Annotated in this window: 10 protein-coding genes and 1 pseudogene; all 11 read right to left on the bottom strand. The window is 67.2% G+C overall.

The window, feature by feature from the left end:
• Positions 1-2: 2 nt before the first annotated feature.
• Positions 3-1,160, bottom strand: a complete 1,158-nt coding sequence (locus CHB99_RS27950; RefSeq protein WP_042129636.1) for an alginate O-acetyltransferase AlgX-related protein — start codon at positions 1,158-1,160, stop codon at positions 3-5.
• Complete coding sequence (locus CHB99_RS27945) at positions 1,160-2,575, bottom strand: MBOAT family O-acyltransferase (RefSeq protein WP_042129638.1); 1,416 nt, start codon at positions 2,573-2,575, stop codon at positions 1,160-1,162. Before CHB99_RS27945 ends, CHB99_RS27950 begins: the two co-directional genes overlap by 1 nt.
• 18 nt (positions 2,576-2,593) lie before the next feature.
• Positions 2,594-3,259: an alginate O-acetyltransferase AlgF gene (locus CHB99_RS27940; protein ID WP_042129640.1), complete on the bottom strand. Its 666-nt coding sequence runs from the start codon at positions 3,257-3,259 to the stop codon at positions 2,594-2,596.
• Positions 3,256-4,035 carry a cellulose synthase subunit BcsC-related outer membrane protein gene (locus CHB99_RS30735; RefSeq protein ID WP_428977853.1) on the bottom strand — a complete coding sequence of 260 codons (780 nt, stop codon included), beginning with the start codon at positions 4,033-4,035 and terminating at the stop codon, positions 3,256-3,258. The genes CHB99_RS27940 and CHB99_RS30735 overlap by 4 nt, the downstream gene beginning before the upstream one ends.
• A 276-nt stretch (positions 4,036-4,311) precedes the next feature.
• Positions 4,312-6,837, bottom strand: a pseudogene (locus tag CHB99_RS27935) (tetratricopeptide repeat protein); the annotation flags it as partial.
• Positions 6,813-8,012, bottom strand: a complete 1,200-nt coding sequence (gene bcsZ / locus CHB99_RS27930) for a cellulose synthase complex periplasmic endoglucanase BcsZ (protein WP_052419550.1) — start codon at positions 8,010-8,012, stop codon at positions 6,813-6,815. The gene bcsZ and the pseudogene CHB99_RS27935, both read right to left, overlap by 25 nt.
• A 3-nt stretch (positions 8,013-8,015) precedes the next feature.
• Positions 8,016-10,322, bottom strand: coding sequence for a cellulose biosynthesis cyclic di-GMP-binding regulatory protein BcsB (gene bcsB, locus CHB99_RS27925; RefSeq protein ID WP_084702977.1), 2,307 nt, complete (start codon positions 10,320-10,322; stop codon positions 8,016-8,018).
• Positions 10,319-12,544, bottom strand: a complete 2,226-nt coding sequence (bcsA, locus tag CHB99_RS27920; protein ID WP_042129642.1) for a UDP-forming cellulose synthase catalytic subunit — start codon at positions 12,542-12,544, stop codon at positions 10,319-10,321. Before bcsA ends, bcsB begins: the two co-directional genes overlap by 4 nt.
• Positions 12,541-13,575: a cellulose biosynthesis protein BcsQ gene (bcsQ, locus tag CHB99_RS27915; protein ID WP_084702980.1), complete on the bottom strand. Its 1,035-nt coding sequence runs from the start codon at positions 13,573-13,575 to the stop codon at positions 12,541-12,543. Before bcsQ ends, bcsA begins: the two co-directional genes overlap by 4 nt.
• A gap of 565 nt (positions 13,576-14,140) precedes the next feature.
• Positions 14,141-16,132 (bottom strand): peptidase U32 family protein, encoded by a 1,992-nt coding sequence (locus CHB99_RS27910; protein ID WP_042129647.1) that lies wholly within the window; start codon positions 16,130-16,132, stop codon positions 14,141-14,143.
• A gap of 113 nt (positions 16,133-16,245) precedes the next feature.
• On the bottom strand, positions 16,246-16,626 hold the full coding sequence (locus tag CHB99_RS27905) for a RidA family protein (RefSeq protein ID WP_042129649.1): 381 nt from the start codon (positions 16,624-16,626) through the stop codon (positions 16,246-16,248).
• Between the last annotated feature and the right edge of the window lie 368 nt (positions 16,627-16,994).

Raw genomic sequence — 16,994 nt, 5'->3', positions numbered from 1 at the left:
AGCTACCACGACAACCCCAGATCCCGCCCCTGCACCGTCTGCAGATCCCTTTCCGGAATTTCCCACACCACCAGCTTCGGCGGCGTCTGCGCGAAGGCCGGGCTGTCGAAGTAGGCCTTGGCCGCGCCGGAGAACTCGCCGCCATCCTTGGCGAAGTTGCCGATCGGCGCACCCAGCGCCTGTTGCAGAAAACCGGCGAAGTTGGAATTGCGCGAGAACGAGGTGCCGATCAGCGCCACGTTGGGCAGGTTGTCGTCGCCGAACAGGTCGTCGAGGCTGTCGCCGCTGGCATCGGCCTCGGGCGCATGTTCGCTGATGGTCGTGGCGGCCACGCGTTCCTCGGCCGGTTGCTGGGGCTGCGGCAGCCAGTCGAGGCCGGCCAGGCGCACCAGGTCACCGGGACGGGGCGCCGGCGCTCCCTGGGTAACATCGAAATCACGACGCGGGGTGGCCTGGAAACCCAGGCTGGCGATCTTCCCGGCGACAGCTTGCGCGGCCGCACGGGCCCCGGCTTCGCTCCAGTGGGTGTCGAGGCGGAGGAAGGCGTCGGCGCCCAGGGGCTGCAGGGCAGGGGCGAGGTCGAGCACGGCGATGCCCGAGGCCTGCAGCAGCGCGCTCCAGTCCCGCACCCGCGCTTCCAGGCTGGGCGGACGCGGCAGGTCGCACAGCTGGCTGGCGGCGATGCGGCTCTTGTCCGGCACCACGCTGACCAGCAGTTCGATACCGCGCTGCTTCAGGCGATCACGCAGGGCGACCACCGCCTCGGCCTTGGCCCGGGCATTCTGCGCCGCGTGCCGGTCGATCTTCAGTTCGTCACTGATGAACAACCAGTCCGGACAACCTTCGCGCACCCGCGGGCCGCTGTCGCCGAACAGCAGCCAGCTGCCGCCGCGCTCCAGTTGCGCGGCGTGCTCGGGCAGCGGCGCCTTGGCCAGTTCCTTGGCGATGCGGTGGGTGATTTCGCCCTCCAGCACCTGGTCGTTGGATAGCGCCTTGCCCGGCAGCAGCTCCAGCTTGCCGCTCAGCAGCAGCCAGCCGCAGGAGAGCAGGCCGGCCGTGAGGAAGGTCGCGAGGACGGCACCGGCCAGCGGGCTGGTGCGCAGGGCGATGGCGCTCGGTGGCGTCGGCGCGGTGGACGGCGGTGGGGTCTTGGTCGTCATCAGAACTGGAAGTACAGGAAGGGCACAGCGTCACGGCTGGCGATCAGGGAGAACGCCAGAAGGAAGCCGGCCACGGGCCAGAGGGCAGCCAGCACCGCGTACAGCGCGCTGTGACCGTAACGTTGTTCGAGGCGCGCCTGGTACAGCGGCGCGATGACGCAGAACACGCCCAGCGCCGCCGCCAGGCCATGCACCGGACGCACGCTGGCGGCCAGCGCCTCGCCGAGGGCGAAGCCGTGCAGGCCGAACTGGCCGGCGTACATCGCCAGGGCGGTGGCGAAGTCCGGGGCGCGGAACAGGGTCCAGGCCAGGCAGACGAAGAGCAGGGTCAGGGTGTGCGACAACGCCTTGGGAATCGTCGGCAGGCTGGAACGGCTCCAGGCCCGGTCGATGCACAGCGCCACGCCGTGGGCGGCGCCCCAGAGCAGGTAGTTCCAGCTGTCGCCACCGTGCCAGAGGCCGGCGATGGCCATGGTCAGGAACAGGTTGCGGTAGGTGTTCCAGGTGCCGAAGCGGTTGCCGCCCAGGGCGATGTACAGGTAGTCGCGCAACCAGCTGGACAGCGACAGGTGCCAGCGCCGCCAGAAGTCCTGGATGCTGCTGGCCAGGTAAGGCCGGTTGAAGTTCTCCGGGAAGTGGAAACCGAGCATCAGGCCCAGGCCGATGGCCATGGCGCTGTAGCCGGCGAAGTCGAAGAACAGCTGCAGCGAATAGGCCAGGCAGCCCAGCCAGGCGTCGAGGAACGACGGGTTTTCCAGGTGGAAAGCGATGTCCACCAGCGGCGACAGGGTGTCGGCCACCAGCACTTTCATGCACATGCCGATCATGAAGCGCCGCGCGCCGAGGGAAAAATTCTGCCGGTTGAAGTAGCGCTCGTTCAGCTCGCGGCGGACCCAGTCGTAGCGAATGATCGGCCCGGCGATGGAGTGGCCGAACATCGAGATGTAGGTGGCGAAGTTCACCAGGCTGCGTTCCACCGGCACGGTATGTCGGTGCACGTCGACCAGGTAGGAGATCGCCTGCAGGACGATGAACGACAGCCCCGCCGGCAACGCCACGCGCTGCCACTCCAGCGGCAGGTAGCCGTAGTGGGTGATCAGCTCGCTGTACGTCGCGGCAAGGATGTTGGCGTACTTGTACCAGCACAGCACCAGGGTATTGAACACGATCAGCGCCGCCAGCAGGCGCACGCGACCGCGGCCGTCCTCGCGGCTGCGGTCCACCAGCAGGCCGCCGGTCCAGGCGATCACCGTCAGCACCACGTGCAGCAGCAGGAACAGCGGGCTCAGCCAGCCATAGAAGAACCAGCTCCCGAGCAGCAGCACGAGGTTGCGCCCGCGCGCCGGACTGAGGGCATAGACCAGCATGAACAGCGGCAGGAACAGGGTGAGGAACTCGAGTGAGGCGAAGACCATGGTGCGGTGGACGTCCTGTCAGTTGGCCAGCGTGTCGGTGGTGCTGAGCAGTCGCGGACCGCTGGCGCCCGGCAGGAGCATCACGCTGTAGCGTTCGCCGGCCTTCAGCTCGCCCAGGTCCAGCGGCGTGCCGACATTGGCGTTGGCACAGACCAGTTGCACCGAGAGCTTCACCGGGTTGATCGAACGGCGCTGCACGCTGCCGTCGGCGGCGTCCTTGAACAGGTCGGCAGTGCGTCCGGCCGGGCGCAGCGCGGCGCCCTGGCAGGCCGGGTCGAGGCTGACGAAGGCCAGCGAGGCCTTCAGCGCGTTGAAGTCGTCCGGTTGTTCGCGGACCACGCGCTGGGTGATCTTGCCGCCGTCGGCGAAGGCGAACACCGTGGCGAATTCGCCCGGCGCCACCTGCAGGTCCAGCGCGGCGTTCTGCCCGTCGCGACTGAGGGTGCCCTTGATCGCCTTGTTCGCCGGTACCGGCAGATAGGCGGAGACCTGCTGCGCGTCGTTCAGGTCGAGGCTGGCCTTGGAGCCGCTGGCCTCCATCTTCAGCACGCCGGGGGCAACGTTGACGAAGCGCAGGAACGCCGAGTCTTCGCTGGGGCCGGTGGGGTACAGCGCGACCTCGGCGCTGGCGGCGCCGGCCAGGGCCAGCAGGGGCAGGGCGATCAGCCCGCGCAGCCGGCTCATGGCTTGGCCCCTTGCACGGCCGGGGTTTTCAGCAGGGCTTCGGTGATGGCCTTGCTCCAGCTGGCGTAGCCCATGGAGGTCAAGTGCTGGCCGTCGATGGTGGCCCACTGGCCCTGTTTGGCGAAGGTCAGGGAGTCGATGTAGTCGCACGGTGCGACGTTGCTGGCGAGGAACTTCGAGGTCAGTTCGACGCGGGCGAAGGTCTTGCCGTACTTGCCGCCTTCGGTGCCCCAGGTCGGTCCGACCCACACGCACTTGGCGCCGGTTTCCTTGATCGCCTTGGTCAGGGCGGTGGTCTGCTGCCAGATCCAGGTCTTGGGGAAGGCCGGCTTGGTGTAGTCGGCCATGGTGGACACCAGGCTGTCGATCACCGGACGCCGCGACAGGTTGAGGTTGTAGCGCAGGTTGCCGTTCTCGGTGAATGGCCGGTCGAGGCTGATGCCGCCCACCACGTTGGTTTCCTGGAAGCCGATCGGGCTGCTGCCGAGGTCGGCCTTGAGGCCCAGGGAAGGCATTTCATAGGCCACGGCCAGGCCGACACCGGAGTCCATCTGCGAGCCGACGCTGGCGTCGGCGGCAATCGGTAGGCCCTGGGTGAAGCCGCCGAAACGGGTATAGCCGGAGTCGTTGGCGTTCAAGCCGCCGGCATTCAGCGACACCGGTGTCACCCGCACGGCCATGCGGTCGTCGCGGACCGGGAAGCTGATCTCCAAGGGTGTCTCGACGTCGGTGATCCGGCTCAGCCCGGACTCGCCGTTGTTGCCACGGAAGGTCACACCCTGCTTGATCTGCGGGCTGCGCGCCTCGCGCAGGCTGTCCAGCTCGCGCTCGATGGTCGCGCGCGGATCCGGGTTGACCACCGCGGGCTCCAGCTCTTCCTGCACCACCGCGCCGCGCCGTTGCACCGGCTGCGCGTCGTTGCTGGCGAGCAGCACCGGCTCGTCGAAGCGCTCGGCCTCGGCGGCCTGGCTGGCCGCCTTGCGGGTCTTGCTCTGTACCCGCGCCGGCTCGGGGATCTCGCTCAGGGCCAGTTCGTTCAGGCGCGAGGCCTTGCGCTGGCCGGGCTGACCGACGAAGGGGTTGGCGGCGACGACCTCGCCGAACGGGTTGTCGATGTAGGTTTCCTTCGCCGGTTGCAGGGCCAGGGCCTGGGCATACAGCTCCTGGGCCTTGCCCAGTTTGCCGCGGCTCTTGTACCAGGCCGCCGCGGTGGTCAGTACGTCGGGGTTTTCCGGCGCCAGCGCCAGGCCGCGCTCGATGGCCTGTTCGGCCTTGTCGCCCTGGCCGTTCTGCTGATAGGCGATGGCCGCGCCCATCTGCACGTCGGCGTTGTCGGGCTGGGTGACGAGCAGCGGCTCGAACAGGTCGACGGCCTTCTGCGGCTTGCGGTTGTCCAGGTACATGCGCGCCAGCGACGACACCGCCTGGGCATCGTCCGGGCGCTGGGCCAGGGCCGGGGCCAGGGTGTCGTAGGCGGCGACCAGGTCGCCTTTCTCGCGCAGCAGGTCGGCCTGGCGCACGGTGTACTGGAACAGCAGGTCGTCGTAGCTGCGCTGCTCGCCGGCGGACAGCGGCAGGCCACGGGTCTCGCGCAGGATCTGGCTGACCTGGACGTCGTCGCCGGCCTTGAGCAGGGCCGCGCCGTAGGCGATGCGCAGCGCCGCGCTGGGCTTGCTGCTCTGGGCGATGGCGTTGCGCAGCAGGCCCACCGCGCGATCGGTGTAGCCGATATCGATATAGGCACTGGCCAGCGCCGCGTACAGGTCCGGGCTGCCGCTGACGCCGCCTTCGGCGCGTTGCAGCAGGCTCAGGGCCTGGCTGCGCTTGCCTTGCTTGGCCAGCGCCGACGCCTGGCTGGCCAGCAGGCGCAGTTCGATTTCATCGGCCAGGCCGCGCATCGGCGCGCTGCGCTCGCTGGCGGGAATCCGCGCGAGCAGTTGCTCGGCCTTCTGCCATTGCTCCTGGCGGCTGGCGAACAGCGCGCCGGCGTAGAGGGCGTCGGCGTCGTTGGGGTTGGCCTGGAGCAGTTCGTCCATGGTCTGCCGCGCTTTGTTCGCGGCATCGGTCCTCAGGTAGAGCTCGGCCAGGTCGGAGCGTGTCCAGGGGTTGCGCGGGTCGTCGCGCACCGCGTCTTCCAGGGCTGCCCGTGCGCCCTGCAGGTCGCCACGGCGCTCGGCGTCCTTGGCCTGGCCGACGGCGATCGCCGCGCGCAGCCTGGCCATGTCGCCGAGTCGGTCACGCTGGGCATCGCTGAGGTTGTCCATCAGGCGCTGGGCTTCGCCGAGCTTGCCGTTCTGCGCCAGGACGCTGACCAGGCCGCGCAGGCCGTCGGGCTGGCCGGGGTCCAGGCTCAGGGCCTGGCGGTAGGTGGTTTCGGCGCGTTCGAACTGGCCTTCGGCGGCCTGCAGGTCGGCGAGGTTCAAGTGGCCCTGGACTTCGCGGGGGTTGCTGGCGATGGCGCGCTGCAACAGGCTGCGCGCCTGTTGCGGGTCGCCGCTGTCGCGGGCCGCGGCGGCTTCGTCGAGCAGGGTCCAGTAGCGGTTGGCCTGCAACGCGGCCTGCCAGCGGCTGGCGCTGCCTTGCTTGATGGCCTGGCGGAACAGCGCGTCGGCATCGCTCAGGCGACCCTGGCGCTGGCGCACCAGACCCAGGCCGCCGAGGGCGTCGGCATCCTGCGGCGCTTCGCGCAACCGGGCCTGGAACGACTGTTCGGCGGCGGTCAGGTCTTCGCTTTCGAGGGCCTTGAAGCCGCGTTGCAGGTGCGGATTCTGCTTGTAGGTGGATTGCGCCTGGCGTTGGCCGCTGCGCATCTGCTCGCGGACTTCCTCGTCGTCCGGGTAGGCCTTGAGGTAGTCCTCGAACAGGGCCATGTCGGCCTTGCTTCCGCCGAGCCAGGACAGCCCCTGGCGCCAGGCTTCCACGGCCTGGCTGCCGATTGCCGGATCGTCGCGGAACGAGGCCAGCCGACGCAGGCCGTCGGCACGGGTGCTTTCGTTGCTCAGCAGCAGCTTGGCCAGGGCCAGCTTGACCCGCGGGTTGTCGCCGTCCTGGCGCAGCAGGCGCTCCAGGCCCTGGCGCGCTTCCTGCCAGCCGCCGTCGGTGTAGCCGAGGGTGCTGTAGAACTCCAGGGCGAGCTCACCCTGGGGCGCCTTGCCATCGAACAGTTGGCGGTAGGTGCGCACGGCCTTGCCGCCTTCGCCGGACTCGACCTCGACCCGTGCCTGGTTCAGACGCTCGCCGCTGGTTTCGCCGTGCAGGCGGATTTCCTGCTCCAGCAGCAGGGCCTGGCGGGAGTCCGGATGGGCCGTCTGCAACTGCTGCAGGTAGCGCTTGGCACCGTCCGCACGGTTGCTGTCCAGCTCCAGCAGGCCGAGGTTGTAGATGGCGTCCGCCTGCTGCGGATCGATCAGCAGCAGCTTGCGCCAGGCCTCGCTGGCCCGCGCGTTGTCCTTGCGCGCCTGCCAGTACTGGCCCTGTTCGAGCAGGGCCTTGCCGTTCTCGTTCAGTTCGGCGTGGGCACCGTTGTGGATCAGCGCGGCCAGCAGGCCGACGGCTAGGGTTTGGCGGCGCGAGCGCATGAAGTCTCCCAGAGAGGTTGCAGCTTCCCGTCGGCGAGGAAGCGGTAGTGTTCATCCATGTAGCCAAGGGCGAACAGGCTGAGCACTACGTCGTAATAAGGCGGTTGGCGGGTCTGCACGGCGGCCGGGGTCAGGCTCTGCGCCAGCAGGGTGTCGACCCGGGCGCGCTGCTGCTGCTCCAGCCAGGGTTGCTGGCGGGCCTTGAAGTAGGGGAGCAGGGCGGCGGAGAAACCGAAGGGGCCGTCGCCGGTGCTGGTATTGCTTTTCACCTGGACCTTTTCCGGCGGCGTGCCCTGGGTCGCGACGCTCTGCGCCATGCCGCCGAGGCTGTCGAGGATCGGTTTGGCCAGGGGTTCGCTGGTCGGCGTGATGCCGGCCCAGAGGTAGGTGCGGATGGCGTCGTAGCTGCCCAGCTCGCCCTTGACCGGATCGACCACGAACAGCCCCGTGCCGGGGCCGGTGCCGCGATAGCCGACCCAGTCGGCGACGTAGCCGTTGTAGCTGCCGTTCTTCATCAGGGTCGCGGTGGACCTGGCGATCTCGTTCCATGGTCCCTGCGGATCGGCCACGGCCATGCGCCGCAGCACCGGCACCGGCAGGTAGCTGGGGTTCAGGTGCCAGAAGTGGTCCGGCTTGGCGAAACCCTGGGCGCCGGGCAGGAGCATCTTGCCCAGGCCGGGCAGGTCGGCGACTTCCTTGGCCTTGATGTTGTTCAGCAGCAGGTTCGCTTCCTTGGCGTAGCTGTCGTCCTTCCACAGCCGCGCGGCTTCGAACAGGGCGTAGGCGAACCACAGGTCGGCGTCGGACGCCGAATTCCTGTCGAGCAGGCGCCACTGGCCCTGTTCATCCTTGCCCCACCACCAGCCGGGCAGGTTGTTGACGATGTCGCTGCCGGCCAGGTTGTTCTTGGCCCAGGCCCAGAGGCGGTCGAAGTTGTTCCGGTCGTTGGCCACCAGGGCGAAGAACATGCCGTAGGACTGGCCCTCGGAGGAGCTGTGCAACTGCGGCGTGCTGGCGTCCAGCACGCGGCCGTCCGGTTGGATGAAGTGCTGGGTGAAGCTTTGCCACAGCGGCCAGTCGGCGACGCCGCAGGCCTCGGCGGCCTGGCTCGGCGCCGCGGGCAGCAGGCAGGCGGCCAGCGCGCTGGCCAGCAGGGTGGGTTTGACACAAGCCATGGTTCATTCGTCCTTGAGGCGCCGACGGGCTACCGCGCGCAGCGAGAAATAGGCCGCCAGGCTGACCAGGGCGATGCCCGCGACGGTCAGGCCGAGCAGCAGGAAGACATGCCGCGAGAGCAGCCACTGGAGGTACTTGAACGGGCTGAGCTGGCCGACGTAGTAGGACTCTTCCGCCACCAGCGACTGGATGCTCTTGCCCTTGATCACCACCAGGCTGCCCTGCAGGGACTGGGTGTAGTGCTCGCCGCCGATCAGGGCGTCGGTGATCTCGCTCAGGTGCTGTGCCTGCGGGCTGTTCAGCAGGACCACGCTGCGTCCGCTTTTCAGGGGCGACTCGAAGCCGCTGAGCCAGGATGCGCCGCTGTCGCCACTCAGGGTCAGGGCGCCGCGGGCCTTGCGCAGGTTGGCCACCGGGTCCGGGCTGATCCATTCGCGCAGGCGCAGGGGCAGGTCGGAGAATTCGATATAGCGCTTGTTGTCCACGGTCTTGCTCGGCAGGTGCTCGGCCCAGGCTTCCAGCAGCGGCTGGTTGGCGCCGGAGGCCAGCACCAGCAGGTCCTTGTCGGCCAGCGCCGCGACGCCATCGGCCTGGGCCACGCTGACCGCGGTGGCCGGGTAGCCGGTGGACTCGCCGAAGCGCCCGAGCACGGTCAGGTAGGCGTTCCACTCGGCCTGACCGGCACCGTTGGGCAGGATCACCGCGGTCTGCGACAGGTCGGCCATGCGCGTGAAGGGGAAGCCGCTGTCCTTGAACACACCGAGGTTGGGCATCGCCATGAAGTGCTCATAACCGCTCAGGTCGAACGTCGAGTCCGGGTCGATGGCACCGCGCATGTTGTCGATGATGATGTCGTTGCATTCGCCCTGCTTGGTGTAGTCGTACATGTAGCGGAACTGCAGGCGCGACTGCAGGGCCACCGCGTCCAGCGGCAGCAGGATGCTGGCCTCGCGGACCAGGCTGTCGTCGGTCTTCAGCGTGGCCAGCAGGTTCTGCGCGGTGCCCATGTCGTTGACCGACGGCAGGTTCAGCGAGCGGATGAAGGTGTCGTTGAAGCTGACCATCAGCGACGAGTTGCTGGCGTTCTGCGGCGGCGTGTAGCGGTACTTGAGGTTGAGCCGCGCACCGGCCTCGCGCCAGTTGAACAGGTCCGGCGGCAGGCGCACCGGCACGGTGATCATCGCCGGGGCGTAGCCGGCGACGTTGAGCTGGCGCTGCGGGACCAGCTCGCCGAGGCGCACCGGGCGGTCGCTGGGCAGCCAGTTCGGCGCATCGTAGGGCTTGCGCGGGACGAGAATGTCCACGGCGTCGATCTGCACGCTCTGCCCGGACAGGTTGCGGCTGCCCACCACCAGGGCGGTGGCGGCGCGCTTGATCTCGCTGCTGTCGCGGCCGGCGATCACCAGCAGCTTGCCGAAGCGGTCGTTGGGGTTGCTGACGATGGCCAGGCTCGGGCCCTGCACCGCCGGCAGGTCGAGGCCGCCGAGGTGGCTGGCCTGGCTGCTGTTGACCATGACGATGCCGTTGCCCTTGGCCGGCAGTTCCTGGATGGTCGTGGAGAAGCGCGCGCCACGGTAGCTGGCCAGGGCGCCGAGCCACGACGATACCGCGCCGGCGGCTTCCAGCACGCTGTTGTCCGGTGCCGCGGCGAACACGAACGGCAGCTCCAGGGCGCGCCGGTCGCGGCGATCGAAGAACGGCAGGGGCAGGGCGGCGAGGTCGTTGGGCAGCTCGACCTGGGACACCTGGATGCTCAGCTGGCTGTCGCTGCTGATCTTGGCCCACAGGCTGGAGTGCAGCGGGTCTTCGCACTGCATGGTGTAGTGCCCGACCAGTTGCACGCTGAGGCGGTTGAACTCGGTGATCAGGTACGGCGGGATCGTCACCGTCTGCTTCTGCACGCTGCCGGCGGTTTCCTTCGGCAGCGCCAGGCTGGCGGCGACTTCGTCGTTGACCATGATGTTGATCTGCGACAGATCGGTGAGCAGGGCCGGCGAGTAGGAATACTGCAGGCTCAGCTGGGCCCCGGTCACCACCTCGTCGGCACGCATGTCGAAGTTGACCGTGTCGGACGAGTCGATGCCGCGCAGACTCATGGTGTAGTCCTTGCCCAGCTCCTTGAAGGTCATGCGGTAGCCGGAGGTCTCGGCTGCCGCGACCGGCATCTCTTCCGCCGCCGGCGGCTCGGGCGCGACGGGCGAGATCTCCTCGGCCTGGGCCGCGCCAGCCAGGAGCAGGGCGCAGGCCAGCAGTGTGCGCGGGTAGCGCAGGGCATTCACGGGGTGGGCACTGGGAGCCTGGACGGTCATTGCGTTTCCATTACCGGTTCGGAAGGGGAAGAAGGGTTCTTGCGGAAATAGCGGCGGTGACGCAGCGCGGCCAGGGTCGCCCTGGACAGGTCGTACATGCCGCGCAGGCCCACCCGGCTGACATCGCGCAGGGCATGCAGCGGCGTGTCGGTCTTGGCGCCGCCCCAGGTCGAAGCCCAGGTATCGGCGCGGGAGAAGGTCAGACGGACCATGTCGCTCTGCTGGCGCAGGGTCAGTTCGCGGAAGCGCAGGCCGGCCATGCCGTTGCGCGAGAACATCACCCGCGCCGGCAGTTCGCAGGTCTGGCCGCCGCGGTACAGGGTGACCTGGACTTCCAGGTCCTTGCTCAGGGCCAGGTCGGCCGGCAGCTTGAGCCCCATGCCGCTCTGCGAGAAGTCGACGGTGCAGCACTCGACGACGCGGCCGTCGGGCAGGTTCAGGCGCACCGGCAGCTCGGCATGCACCCGCGGCTCGGTGCGGACCTGGCGCGATTCACTGGCGACCGCCACGGCGGCGCTGGTCATGATCACGTTGTACAGGGTCCAGCCGAGGTTGATGATCAGGGTCACCGTGGCGTCCGGATCGCCGATGATCAGCTGGACCACGCCGCAGACGATGCCGATCAGGTTCAGCACGAGCAGGACGATATAAGGCCGGGCCAGCTTCCAGTCGAAGTAGTCCTTCTCGATGATCCCGCCCTTGTCGGTGACGTTGAAGCCGCCGATCTTCGGGTTGATCAGGGCCACCAGCACCGGACGCATGATGTACCAGGCCAGTACCGACTCGTAGACCTCGTTCCAGAACGAGTGGCGGAAACGCCCCTGGATTCGCGAGTTGGTCAGGCTGGCGTGGAAGATGTGCGGCAGCACGTAGGCGGTGATCATCAGCGCCGAGGCGTGGAAGATCTTCGCATCGAAGATCAGGAAGGCCAGCGGTGCGGTGAGGAACACCAGACGCGGCAGGCCATAGAAGAAGTGCAGCATGGCGTTCACGTAGCAGACCCGCTGGCCGAAGCTCAGGCCCTTGCCGGTGAACGGGTTGTCGGTGCGGAAGATCTGCGCCATGCCCCGCGCCCAGCGGATCCGCTGGTTGATGTGGCGCGACAGGCTCTCGGTGGCCAGGCCCGCGGCCTGGGGAATGGCCAGGTAGGCGGTGTTGTAGCCCCTGCGGTTGAGCTTGAGCGCGGTGTGGGCGTCCTCAGTCACGGTTTCCACCGCCACGCCGCCGACTTCCAGCAGGTGGGTACGGCGGATCACCGCGCAGGAGCCGCAGAAGAAGGTGGCGTTCCACAGGTCGTTGCCGTCCTGCACCAGGCCGTAGAACAGTTCGCCTTCGTTGGGCACCGAGCGGAAGGTGTCGAGGTTCTTCTCGAACGGGTCCGCGGAAAAGAAGAAGTGCGGGGTCTGCAGCAGCGACAGCTTCGGGTCGGCGACCAGCCAGCCCATGGTCACCTGGAGGAAGGAGCGGGTCGGCACGTGGTCGGCGTCGAAGATCGCCACGAATTCGCCGTCGGTGATCTTCAGTGCCTCGTTGAGGTTGCCGGCCTTGGCGTGGCGGTTGTTGTCGCGAACGATGTAGCTGACCCCGATCTGCCGGGCGAACTCGCGAAACTCGTCGCGGCGGCCGTCATCGAGGATGTGCACGCGCAGCTTGTCCCGCGGCCAGTCCATGGCCTGGGCGGCGAGCACGGTGAGTTTGACGATGCTCAGCTCTTCGTTGTAGGTCGGCACGAACACATCCACCACCGGCCACTGTTCCGGCGGCAGGCTGAGGATCTTCGGCTTGCGCTTGAGCGGCCAGGCGGTCTGCATGTAGCCGAAGGCGAGGATGACCAGGGCGTAGGTCTCGGCGGCCACCAGGCCGTAGCCGAAGAACATGTCCAGCCAGTTGTCGAAGCCGAGGGTGTCGGTCAGGCGCCAGTACACATAGCGCAGGGTGGCGATCAGCGACAGCGCGATCATCGCCAGCACCGTCAGGCGCCCGGGGATCTTGCGCAGGATCAGCAGCAGGGTGAAGCACAGCAGGGCGAAGGCGAACTGATGCTCCAGGTCCAGCGGCGCGGTGACCACGGCGACGAGCAGGAGCAGACCGACCACGGCGGCGGCGATCTTCAGGGTCAGCTTCAGGCCATGCGGCAGCTGTTCCAGGCGGGCGAACCAGGCTTGCGCCCGCGCTCCCCTGGACGTCGGCAGGGCCGGCGTCGGTTTGAGTTGGGCGGTCATGAGGCGCTGGTTTCTTCGCGGTGCTGCTCGATTCGTTGGGCCAGCGCTTCGGCGACGTTGCGCAGAGCCTGGCAGGCGGGGCTGTCGGTTTGCTGGAAGGGGTCGTAGTCGAACGCCAGGGCTTCGCCGAGCTGGTGGTCCAGCGGTATGGCGGCCAGCCACTGGCTGCCCAGTTGCTGACGCAGGACTTCGCTCATGTCCTGGCTCAACGGGTTGCGCGCGTCCACCTGGTTGACCAGGAAGGCGCAGTCGGCGGGGCGCAGGGCCGCGAGCCAGCTTTGCAGTTTGTCGAGGACGATATAGGACGCGGCGTCGGCCAGGGTTACGGCGAGCACCTGGTCGGCGATCGCCAGGACCTGATGCAGCCACGGCGAGGCGCCACTGGCGGTGTCGATCAGCAGCAGGTCGTCCTTGCCCAGGTCAAGGTCGGCCAGTTGTTCCATCAGGTACGCCGGATTGGCCACCAGTTGCGCTTCAAAGTCGCGCTGATCGGCGGCGTTGCTCGGACCGAACGGCAGGCAGTCGATGCCGGCGACGGTCTGCACGCAGACCTCGCTCCAGCCGCCATCGTCCAGGCGCGCCTGGTTGATGCCGGCACTGGCGCGGGGCACCTGCAGATGGCTGACCAGGGCGTTCTGCGGGTCGAGATCGAGCAGCACGGTGCGTCCGCCGCTGCGCTTGAGCAGCCTGCCGAGCGACGCGACCAGGGTGCTCTTGCCGACACCGCCCTTGGCTGACACCACGGCGATGACCCGGGCCTTCGGCCGCTGTGCCGACTGCGTGCGCAGGGCCCGGTCGAGGGCGCGGCGGTTGTGTTCCTCGGCGAGGGCACGACGTTCGCGAGCCAGGGCCTGGAGGCGATCACGCAGGGAGCCGGCGGGCGCCTCCACGGGCACGGGCACCGCGACAGCGACCGCCGCGGGTTCCGCGAGCCGCGCACGCGGCGCCGGCGCTACGACCTCTGCGGGCGTGGCGGGGCTGGGGGCTGGCGCGCGCTTGAGCTCGACCAGGTTGATTGCGACAGGCTTCACCGAGCTCGGTTCGGCCGCTGGCGCAGCCGACTCGAAATACTCGAATTCAGTGTTTATTTCCCTATAACTGTCGGCACTTGCTCCAAATCTGTGGAACAGCTTTCCAATATCGTCCGCTTGACTCATGGTTGTACTTCCAGCCTACGGCTATCTGGATTACAGAAGGGCAGATCAGGACTTCCAAGTGCGTAAGGGTGTGATATCAAAATAATTGTGTCAATAATTTGTTTATTTACGGTTGCTGTTCGCAGGTTTTGCGTACAACAAAAATAAAGCGCCGTATTTTTGACTTTATTCTGAACCGCTCTGGCTCGGCCCGCATCCGGTGCATCGGCCCGAAATCCCAAAAGTTGAATGCTACTTAAGGAGATCCCCTACAGCGTTTGCAGGGGTTGGCCCTGATGTCGTGTAGGAAAAATCGCACAGATGATATCAAGATTTCCTACATTTTGCGCAAAGAGCGGGTTGTTGCCGGTCGGATCGCGACAGATGCATCGAGGCCTGCACCGCCCCCGTGGGAGCGATGCAAGGTGTGAAACAGGCAAGAACAGTGCCTGATGGCGCCTCAGTGGGGCGCGCGAGGAATGGTCTTCAGCAGGTCTTCGGCGCTGATATGGCCGACCACGGCGCTGCCCGGCTGCGGCAGGTCGAGGATGTGGCCCTTCATCTTGCCGATCACATGCATTTCGCATGGCTTGCAGTCGAACTTCAGGGTCAGCACTTCATCGCCATGCACCAGTTGCATCGGCGCCACCTTGGTGCGCACGCCGGTCACGCCCTTGGCCTGTTTCGGGCACAGGTTGAAGGAGAAGCGCAGGCAGTGCTTGGTGATCATCACCGGCACTTCGCCCGGTTCTTCATGGGCCTCGTAGGCCGCGTCGATCAGCTCCACACCATGGCGGTGGTAGAACTCGCGGGCCTTGTGGTTGTAGACGTTGGCCAGGAACGACAGGTGCGACTCCGGGTACACCGGCGGCGGCGTGGTTTCCGCCTTGCGGCCACCCCGCGGATGGGCGGCGACACGGGCTTCGGTCAACGCCTCGATCACCTCGCGGCGCAGGGCCTTGAGCTGCGAGTTGGGGATGAAGTACGCCTGCGGCGCATCCAGCTCGATGTGCTCGGCGTGGTACTGGGTGGTGCCCAGCTGGCCGAGCAGGTCATGCAGTTGCTCCAGCGCCTGCTGCGGCTTGTTGGCGGCGCCGAACGGGCCGTCCAGGCGTGCGCTGGCGCTGATGCCTTCCTCGCTGGTGGCCGTCAGGTCGAGGCCGTCCTCGCGCAGGCGGGCGCTCCAGGACAGGCCGATCCGCCGCTCGGCGGAGGTCTTGAGCAATGCCTGCTGCCAGTTGTGGTCGAGGTTGCGGCTCAGCGGATGGTTCGGCCGCAGCTTGTACAGGCCTTCCGGCATTTCGTTGGGTTCGACGCGGTAGCGGTAGCGTTTTTCGCCGTCTTCGTCGAATTCGCCCTTCGGCTCGGCGATGTTGGCGCGGAAACCCACCACCTCGCGCTTGACCAGCACGTTGAGGCCGTCACCGTTGGACAGCGGCTCATGGGTCACCACCTGCATGTCGCGCTTGCCGACTTTCTCCACCACGCCCACCAGCAGGCCGGTGAAGGTCGGCGAATCGAAGGCGCCGATGTCGATCTTGCGCTCGCTGACGAAGTAGTCGGTGCTGCCGCGGTGGAAGGTCTTGTCCGGGTCCGGGACGAAGAAGTGCGCGGTACGTCCGCTGGAGGCGCGGGCCAGGTCCGGGCGGTCTTCGAGGATGTTGTCCAGCAGTTGACGGTAATAGGCGGTGATGTTCTTCACATAGCCCATGTCCTTGTAGCGCCCCTCGATCTTGAACGAGCGCACGCCGGCCTCCACCAGGGCGCGCAGGTTGGCGCTCTGGTTGTTGTCCTTCATCGACAGCAGGTGCTTCTCGTAGGCGATCACGCCGCCTTTTTCATCCTTCAGGGTGTAGGGCAGGCGGCAGGCCTGGGAGCAGTCGCCACGGTTGGCGCTGCGCCCGGTCTGCGCGTGGGAGATGTTGCACTGGCCGGAGAAGGCCACGCACAGGGCGCCGTGGATGAAGAACTCGATCGCCGCGTCGGTCTCGTCGGCGATGGCGCGGATTTCCTTGAGGTTCAGCTCGCGAGCCAGCACCAGCTGGGAGAAGCCTGCCTGATCGAGGAATTTTGCCCGGCCCAGGGTGCGGATGTCGGTCTGGGTGCTGGCGTGCAGCTCGATCGGCGGGATATCCAGTTCCATCACCCCGAGGTCCTGGACGATCAGCGCGTCGACCCCGGCGTCGTAGAGCTGGTGGATCAGCTTGCGTGCCGGCTCCAGCTCGTTGTCGTGAAGGATGGTGTTGATGGTGGTGAAGATGCGCGCGTGGTAGCGCCGGGCGAACTTCACCAGCTCGGCGATCTCGCTGACTTCGTTGCAGGCGTTGTGCCGCGCGCCGAAGCTCGGGCCGCCGATGTACACGGCGTCGGCGCCATGCAGGATGGCCTCGCGGGCGATGGCGACATCGCGGGCAGGGCTGAGCAATTCCAGGTGATTCTTGGGCAGGGACATAATGTTTTTTTGGGCTTTGGCACGGTCAAGGCGCGCATTGTAGCGGCGAAACGTCCGACGGGCATCCCAATGCTGCCCGATGGCGGTCCCACAGGTCGTGGGACCGCTGTCTGTCAGGCCTTGGCGGCCATGGCGGTGACTTCGACCTTCATGCCTTCGACCGCCAGTTCCGCCACGCCGACCGCGGCGCGCACCGGCCATGGCTGGCTGAAGAAGCGCTGGTAGACCTCGTTGAAGGCCGGGCGGTCGGCCATGTCGGTCAGGTAGATGGTCAGGTGCAGGACCCGGTCCATGGCGCTGCCGGCCTTTTCCAGGGCGACCTTCAGCGCCTGCAGGGTGCATTCGCTCTGCGCGGTGATATCGCCCAGTTCCAGGCTGCCGTCGGCGCGGGTCGGGATCTGGGTGGACATCAGGATGCCGTTGAAACCGGTGACGTCGGAGGAGATCGACTCCGGGTCCGGGTCGGGGATGTAGGTGATGTCTGGGTTGATCATGGAATTCTCGGTGTATGCAGTGCACGGCCGGACAGTTTACGGGGTGTGGGGCGTTCGGGCGAATCTCCTGGGGGGCGCATCGAGGCTGTCAGGTGCTTGTCTTGAGTCTTGCAGCGCCCTCCAGATCGAGCGCCGCCCGCGCGGCGCATCGCTGTGCATGACGATGCTCTTCTAGTGCCCTTGAGATCGAGCGCCGTCCGCACGGCGCTTCGCGAGCAAGCTCGCTCCCAGTGTGCCCGGCATGGGCCAAAATCAGTCACCTGAAAGCGGTGGCCAGACTGAGTGACGATAACTGTAGTGAAACGCAAGGTGGACGCCGTGAGGCCAAGCTGAAAGAAGCGCGTAGCGAAGGCGCGACCGCAGGAACA

The sequence above is a fragment of the Pseudomonas japonica genome (assembly GCF_900188455.1).
GTDB lineage: Bacteria > Pseudomonadota > Gammaproteobacteria > Pseudomonadales > Pseudomonadaceae > Aquipseudomonas > Aquipseudomonas japonica.
Note: the sequence above shows the minus strand (reverse complement) of the source record. Positions and strands in the feature narration are given on the sequence as shown.

Excerpts from the sequence above, each read along its gene's own strand:
- bcsA (WP_042129642.1), bottom strand. The coding sequence starts at position 12,544 with ATGACCGCCCAACTCAAACCGACGCCGGCCCTGCCGACGTCCAGGGGA.
- bcsB (WP_084702977.1), bottom strand. The coding sequence starts at position 10,322 with ATGACCGTCCAGGCTCCCAGTGCCCACCCCGTGAATGCCCTGCGCTAC.
- CHB99_RS27950 (WP_042129636.1), bottom strand. The coding sequence starts at position 1,160 with ATGACGACCAAGACCCCACCGCCGTCCACCGCGCCGACGCCACCGAGC.
- CHB99_RS27905 (WP_042129649.1), bottom strand. The coding sequence starts at position 16,626 with ATGATCAACCCAGACATCACCTACATCCCCGACCCGGACCCGGAGTCG.
- CHB99_RS27945 (WP_042129638.1), bottom strand. The coding sequence starts at position 2,575 with ATGGTCTTCGCCTCACTCGAGTTCCTCACCCTGTTCCTGCCGCTGTTC.
- CHB99_RS27910 (WP_042129647.1), bottom strand. The coding sequence starts at position 16,132 with ATGTCCCTGCCCAAGAATCACCTGGAATTGCTCAGCCCTGCCCGCGAT.
- CHB99_RS27940 (WP_042129640.1), bottom strand. The coding sequence starts at position 3,259 with ATGAGCCGGCTGCGCGGGCTGATCGCCCTGCCCCTGCTGGCCCTGGCC.
- bcsZ (WP_052419550.1), bottom strand. The coding sequence starts at position 8,012 with ATGGCTTGTGTCAAACCCACCCTGCTGGCCAGCGCGCTGGCCGCCTGC.